Source organism: Thomasclavelia sp. (genome assembly GCF_017889095.1).
Lineage (GTDB): Bacteria > Bacillota_I > Bacilli_A > Erysipelotrichales > Coprobacillaceae > Thomasclavelia.
In genome coordinates this window covers 1-7,014 of record NZ_JAGHEW010000163.1, presented here as the reverse complement: position 1 = coordinate 7,014, position 7,014 = coordinate 1, and the positions used below count along the sequence as shown (strand labels likewise).

Annotated in this window: 7 protein-coding genes and 1 pseudogene; 5 read left to right on the top strand and 3 right to left on the bottom strand. The window is 27.7% G+C overall.

Going from position 1 to position 7,014, the window contains the following annotated elements:
• A pseudogene (locus tag J7M77_RS07315) lies at positions 1–218 on the top strand (transglutaminase domain-containing protein); the annotation flags it as partial.
• A gap of 2 nt (positions 219–220) precedes the next feature.
• Here J7M77_RS07315 and J7M77_RS07310 read toward each other — a convergent pair.
• Positions 221–1,990 carry an ABC-F family ATP-binding cassette domain-containing protein gene (locus J7M77_RS07310; protein ID WP_296877177.1) on the bottom strand — a complete coding sequence of 590 codons (1,770 nt, stop codon included), beginning with the start codon at positions 1,988–1,990 and terminating at the stop codon, positions 221–223.
• 248 nt (positions 1,991–2,238) lie between these two features.
• On the opposite strand from J7M77_RS07310, the gene J7M77_RS07305 reads away from it, so the two are divergent.
• The 3 genes from J7M77_RS07305 (at position 2,239) to J7M77_RS07295 (ending at position 5,297) form a co-directional block, all read left to right on the top strand.
• Entirely contained in the window at positions 2,239–3,558 is a 1,320-nt protein-coding gene (locus J7M77_RS07305; RefSeq protein ID WP_296877176.1) for an AAA family ATPase, read from the top strand.
• The gene (locus J7M77_RS07300; protein ID WP_296877175.1) at positions 3,548–4,159 is read left to right on the top strand and encodes a hypothetical protein; all 612 of its coding nucleotides are present in this window, start codon (positions 3,548–3,550) and stop codon (positions 4,157–4,159) included. The genes J7M77_RS07305 and J7M77_RS07300 overlap by 11 nt, the downstream gene beginning before the upstream one ends.
• 232 nt (positions 4,160–4,391) lie before the next feature.
• Positions 4,392–5,297, top strand: coding sequence for an Ig-like domain-containing protein (locus J7M77_RS07295; RefSeq protein ID WP_296877174.1), 906 nt, complete (start codon positions 4,392–4,394; stop codon positions 5,295–5,297).
• A gap of 30 nt (positions 5,298–5,327) precedes the next feature.
• Here J7M77_RS07295 and J7M77_RS07290 read toward each other — a convergent pair whose 3' ends face one another.
• The gene (locus tag J7M77_RS07290; protein WP_296877173.1) at positions 5,328–5,903 is read right to left on the bottom strand and encodes a zinc ribbon domain-containing protein; all 576 of its coding nucleotides are present in this window, start codon (positions 5,901–5,903) and stop codon (positions 5,328–5,330) included.
• A 170-nt stretch (positions 5,904–6,073) separates the two neighbouring features.
• Positions 6,074–6,577, bottom strand: a complete 504-nt coding sequence (locus tag J7M77_RS07285) for a zinc ribbon domain-containing protein (RefSeq protein WP_296877172.1) — start codon at positions 6,575–6,577, stop codon at positions 6,074–6,076.
• Between the two features lie 195 nt (positions 6,578–6,772).
• On the opposite strand from J7M77_RS07285, the gene J7M77_RS07280 reads away from it, so the two are divergent.
• Positions 6,773–7,014 (top strand): zinc-ribbon domain-containing protein (locus J7M77_RS07280; RefSeq protein ID WP_296877171.1); only part of this gene is annotated, 242 nt, incomplete at its 3' end.

The window sequence follows — 7,014 nt, the reverse complement described above, 5'->3', positions numbered from 1 at the left end:
TAAATCGCTGGCAATATTATTTTGGTCACTTGGATCCATTTAGAATGCCGGCATGTAGCGAATACCAGTTTGAATTTAATCCACCAAAAAAATATTTACGCCAAGATCCTTATGACAATCAAACTGGTGAAGCTGAGTTAGAGGACCGAGGTTTATATTTAAAAGATTATGAAGTTAAATTAGAAGTGTTAGAGATTAAAAAAATAATTCCTGAGTAAAATCAGGAATTATTTTGGCTTAATTCTTGTTTTTCTAATAATTCTAACCAGCGATTATTTTTATTTTCTAATTCATTTAAAAGCTCTTCGTGTTTTTTAGAAATAATTCTTAATTGTTCATAATTATCCTGATGCAAACTCATTTCCTGGTTTAACTGTTCAATCTGGTTTTCTAGATCAATGATCACATCTTCAATCGTCGCTAATTCTTGTTTTTCCTGTTGTGACAGGCGAACTTGATTTTTCTTTTGTAATTTCTTTTGTTCCTGGTAACGTTTAGCCCCGTCACCTTTTTCTTTCACTTTCTTTTCACTTAGATCAAGATAAGTACTATAACCACCATTATAGTATGTAATTTGTTTGTCTTTAAATACTAGTAAACCATCACAAATGCGATCTAAAAAATAACGATCGTGACAAACAGTAATGACCACACCACTATAATCATCTAGATAATCTTCAAGGATCGATAAAGTTGTAATATCAAGATCATTAGTTGGTTCATCTAATAATAAAACATTGGGTCCTGCCATTAGAATTTGTAATAAATACAGCCGTCTTTTTTCACCACCAGAAAGGCGTTTAATTAAAGTGTGCTGTAAATTAGAATCAAATAAAAAACGTTCGCACATCTGTTTAGCACTAAAAGTACCATCTTTTGTTTGTAAATGATTACTTATTTTTTGGATTGACTGGATCACGGTTAAATCATCATCTAATTCTTCACTATTTTGTTTAAAAAAGCCAATTTTAACTGTTTGACCATGAATAACATTACCACTAGTAGGAATTAACTCTTTAGCAATGATTTTTAATAAAGTACTTTTCCCACAACCATTATTACCTAAAATACCAATTCTAGATTTAACCTGGAATAAATAAGAAAAGTGTTCAAATAAAACATTATCATTATAATGCATAGAAATATCATCTAGTTCAATTACTTTACGACCTAGTCTAGATGCTGTGTCGATCATTTCAATCTGGGAAATAGTTTCAACATCTTCAATTTTACTTAATTGTTCATAGCGTTGCAATCGATCTTTACTTTTAGTTGTTCTAGCCTGAACGCCAGCTTTGACCCATTCTAATTCCTTTTTTAGAAATTGTTTTCGCTTATGTTCACTAGCTAGAGCCGTTTGTTCCCGAATCTCTTTAAGTTCTAAAAACTTAGAGTAATTGGCCTGATATTCGTAAATTTTTCGACGGTCTAATTCCATGATCTTATTAATAACTCGCTCTAAAAAATAGCGATCATGACTGACCATAAAAATTGCTTTATTAAATTTAATTAGAAATTTTTCTAAATATTCAATCATTTCATTATCTAGATGGTTGGTTGGTTCATCAAGGATCAACAAATCACCAGGATTTAACAAAGTAATTGCTAAAGCAACACGTTTTTGTTGTCCACCAGAAAGTTCTTTAATTAATTGGTGGTGATTAGTTATATTAAAGCGGTTCAATATAGCTTTGATTTCATATTCATTAACCTGTTTACGGTCAATCTCTTGATAGACTTGTTCCATGACCGAATTATTAGGATCAAAATCAGGTATTTGGGGAAGATAGGAAATACGAAGATCTTTTTTTCGTAAGATCGTTCCCTGATAATTTTCTTTACCAGCTAAAATTTTAAGCAAAGTACTTTTACCAGTACCGTTGATGCCAATTAAAGCAATTTTATCATTTTCTTCAATTGTAAAAGAAACATCTTCAACAATAGTCTTAACACCGTTTATTTTTGATAAATTACTGACAGTAATTAACAAAGCTAACCCTCCTTTACATGTACTTTCTTTGATATTATAGCATGGTAGAAAGAAAAGATGTAAAAAAATGTATATTCAAATATATTTTCGTGGTATGATTGAGGAGCAATGGGAAGTCTATTTAGTTTTAAAGAAAATAGGAATAATACAATTTAAGGTGATTTTTTAAAAGTTTAAAAGACATTTTTTTCATCAGTTTTAAGATAATCTTTTTTTAAAAGGTGAGAAAAATAGAAAGGAGAAGGAAAATGAAACTGCATATTGAAAACTTAGCTAAAATTGAACAAGCAGATATTGAAATTAACGGAATAACTGTAATTGCCGGCAAAAATAATACTGGTAAAAGTACAGTTGGAAAAATATTATATAGTTTATTTGAAACTTTTTATAATTATGAAGATAGACTATATAAACAAAAATTCTTTGCAATAAAAGAAAGATTGGAAAGATGGCAGCATATATTAATTAATTTAAAAACACCAATTGATTCAGTAAGTAGTTATAAATCTTATTTAAAGCGAATTAATCATATCGTTTTTGAATTGATTAACAGTTATAATGATCAAATAACATTGAAACAATATTTGTCAATTTTAAAAGAAGTATTAAAAGTTAATGGTATAAATTATAACGCAGATGATGGTTATATTGAACAATTGGCAGAACAAATTTTTTCAATTGTTTCAATCAATAAACAGCGTGAAATTAATAAATTAATGCAATCTTCGTTACAAATAGAATTTAATGATGAATTTTTACCTAAAGGAAACAATGATGATGTACATGTAAAGTTAGAAATAAGAAGTAGGAATATTTCATTTGATATAGAAGATAATCAAAGAAAATTACAGGTAAAAGAATATCAAAACTTAAATAGTGAAGTAATTTATTATGATAATCCATTTATAATTGATCGGTTATCAAAATATAATTTTCAAAGTTATATTGGATCAATACATGAAAATGATGGGGCTATTTTAACCCATTTTGATCGGATGCAAATTATTTTAAATAGACCATCAGATATTAATGAAGCAAATGTGTATAATCAAATACTTAGTGATGATATTTTAGCTAAGATTGAACAAGATATTATTGATTCAATCAACGGTGATTTTATTTTGGAAAATGGAAATATTATGTTTAAAGAAAAGAATTTGGAAACTGCAATGGAAATAAGTAATTTATCAGCCGGGGTTAAAAGTTTTGCGATATTATTGAAATTGATCAAAGAATTTAAAATTGGAAAAAATAGTACGTTAATTTTAGATGAGCCCGAAGTTCATTTACATCCTGAGTGGCAACTTAAATATGCCAAGTTACTAGTATTACTGCAAAAAACACTTAACTTGCATGTTTTGATAAATTCTCATAGCCCATATTTTATCAACGCAATTGAAGTTTTTTCAGCAAAAAATGAAATTGCCAATAATTGTAAGTATTATTTAGCGGATCTTAACAATAATTATCGAGCCTATTTTGAAGATGTTACCAAAAATACCGAGAAAATATATCAAAAATTAGCCGAGCCATTAAGGCTTTTAAATGATATGAAATATGAAGATTGATAATTTTGAAAATTGTCGGATATCTTTAAAAGAGGCCTCTAAAGATAAACATAATAAGGATGCAGCAAAATACATGTCCTTATTAGAAAATGAAGTTATTGATTTTGATAGAATCAAAGGGATGTACTTATCTAAATTAAATCCTAGACCAACAGATACACAGCTATCTAATGATGTTTTATTTAAATTTAATGATGAATGGTTTTTTATAGAATTTAAAAATGGGATTATTGATAATCGAATCAATGCTGAAGTAAAAGTTAAATTATATGATAGTTTATTAATGCTGTTAGATTTGATTGATCAAACAATTGAATATAGTAGAAAGAAAATAAATTATATTTTGGTTTTTAATGAAAAAACAGTTGATAAAAGGACTATTAGTAGACAGTTCGATTTAGATAATTATTTAGATTATAATGAAATTCCTTCTAAAAATAGTCCTAGTTTTGCAAATATTGTTTCGATTATGGATGATTTAGCTGGGCATTTTGGAAGAGCGCAATTTGGATTAGAAAGATACCAACATTTTCTTTTTCAAAAAGTGCTAACTATTCCAAAATATCGATTTGATAATTATATAAAGCAGTTTTTTGAGTAAAAGATTTTTAAAAATGGGTTATATAAAAGGTACTGCAAAGTACCTTTTATCATAAATTTATCGTAAAAAAATTTAAAGAATATCTATTTTAAATTAAATAATCAATAGTGATTAATCAAAATCGTTTTTACATGTATTTTAAAAAATAAAAGTAGATTAATTAGAAAAGATGTAAAAAAAGTATATTCAAATATATTTTCGTGGTATGATTGAAAGGCAAAGGAGAGGTAATATGAAGTGTAAAAAATGTGGACATGAAATTAATGAAGGGGATTTATTTTGCGAAAATTGTGGAAGTAAAGTAGAAAAAGAAGAAAAAGTTGAAACACGTTCTAAAACTAAAAAAGGCAAATTAAATCCTAAAATTATTGCTATTGTAGCTGTGGCAATTATTGTTGTTTTAGGTGGCGGTTTCTTTGTTTATTCAAATTTTATCAACGATAAACCAAAAACTGACAATGAAAAAACAGTTGAAAAAGATAGTGATAAAAAAGAATCTAAACTAAAAATATCACCTGAAAAAATGGAAATTGAAGTTGGTGAAAATCAGTTTATTGAATGTGATGAAAAAGATGTGACTTATCGCAGTGCTGACACTAAAATAGCGACAGTATCTAGTTCAGGTCGAGTAAAAGGAATTAGTGGGGGTCAAACAACAATTACGATAAAAAGTGGGGATAAAAAAACAACTTGCAAAGTAGTCGTTACGGATAATCGAATCATAGTTTCATCACTTTTAGCGACTTCAACATTGGTACAAGGAAATTATGATTATTCAGTGAATAATTTGATTGATCAAAATAAGGCAACAACTTGGAGTGAAGGCGCAAGTGATGTAGGTATTGGAGAAACTGTTACATTTAATTTTGAAAATAAATGCACGGTAAAATCAATTAATATTGTTAATGGATATTGTAAAAGCGAAGATCTATATTACAAAAATGCTCGAGTTAAAACCTTGACAGTGCTATTTGGTGATAGTGAAGAACAAATTAGTGTTGAAGATCTTTATGATCAAAATCAAACTATTAAGTTTGCAAGTGAACATGTTACTAATCAGATTGTTTTAAGAATTGATGAGGTTTATCCTGGTAATAAATATAGTGATACGTGTGTTAGTGAAATAAATTTTAACTAAAAAAGAAGCGAATTTCGCTTCTTTTAGTTTTTATGATAATTGATGCCAGTAATTTCTTAACACTAAATAAGTAACTCCAACATTGACAATCATACCAATAAATAATCCTAAAGTATATGATGAATCAAAGTAAGCTCCTAGTTGCATATAAGTATAAGCAACTTCTAATACTTTCATTGCATAGAAAACATAGACACAAACACGCATTCTTTTAATAATTAAAATAATTAATGAAATTAATGCGATTGCTTCAGCAGCTAAGACAATCGTAATATTAAAACCATATAATTGTAGATATGGATTATAATCCATCAACTCAGTAAATTGGTAAATTGAAAAAATGCAGCCAAGAATTAAAATAACAAACCAAATGATTGCTCCAGCTCCCCATCTAAAAGCACCATTATAGTTATTAAAATTATTAAAGTTTGACTGGTTATTCATTTGCTGATAAGAATTATAATTACTAGTTTGATTTGTTTGGTTATTAAATCCGATATTTTGATCACCAAATGGATCAGCTTGCTGATTATTTATTTGAGCACCACATTCTGGACAAAACCGCACGTCATCAGGTATTTGTTTACCACAGTTAGTACAAAACATATTAATCCCTCCTTTGTTATATTATCTAAAAAATTAAAAAAATTGTCAATTGATTTTTTATCGTTAAATTAATGATGATAATAAGGATGTTTTGGGATTCTGGTAATAAATATAGTGAGAGTGAAATAAATTTCAATAAAAAAAGAAACAAATCACGTTTCTTTTAATTTTTATGATAATTGATGCCAGTAATTACTTATCACTAAATAAGTGAATCCAACATCGATAGCCACATAAATGAATAATTTTAAAGTATGCGATAAATCAAAGTAAGCTCCAAGTTGCATAAAAGTATAAGCAACTTCTAGTATTTTCGTTGCATAGAAAATATAGATATAAACACGCGTTTTTTTAATGATTAAAATAATTAATAAAATCAATGCAATTACTTCAGCAGCTAAGATAATCGTAAGATTGAAATTATTCAATTGCAGATATAAATCATAATATAATATCAATAATGAAGTACATAGTAAAATTGAAAATAGTCTACCAAGAATTAAAATAATAAACCCAATGATTGCTCCAGTTTTCCATCTAAAAGCACCATTATAATTATTGGAATTATTAGAGTTTGACTGTGTATTCATTTGCTGATTGTTTATTTGAGCACCACATTCTGGACAAAATCGCACATCATCAGCTATTTGCTTACCACAGTTAGCACAATACATATTAATCCCTCCTAATTTTTATTATCTAAAAAATTAAAAAAATTGTCAATTGCTTTTATTTTTATCATCATATTAATGAAGTAATAAGAATGTTTTTGAATTCTGGTAAACTATACAAATATTGCTATTTATGCTATAATTTTACCGATATAAACATATAAATTAAATAAGTAATTAAACGAATGAGGAGATATTATGAAGTGTAAAAATTGTGGTCATGAAGTACGTGAAGGGGATTTGTTTTGTGAAAACTGTGGAAGCAAAATTGAAGTAGAAATGTCACGCAGTAATCGTAATAAAGTACAAACAAAAAAAGTTGATCCTAAAATTTTAGCAATCATCATTGTCGCTGTTTTGGTTGTTTTAGGCGGTGGATTTTTTGTTTATACTAATTTTATTGCTGATGATAAACCGGAATATCAAGGGGAAAGTACCTG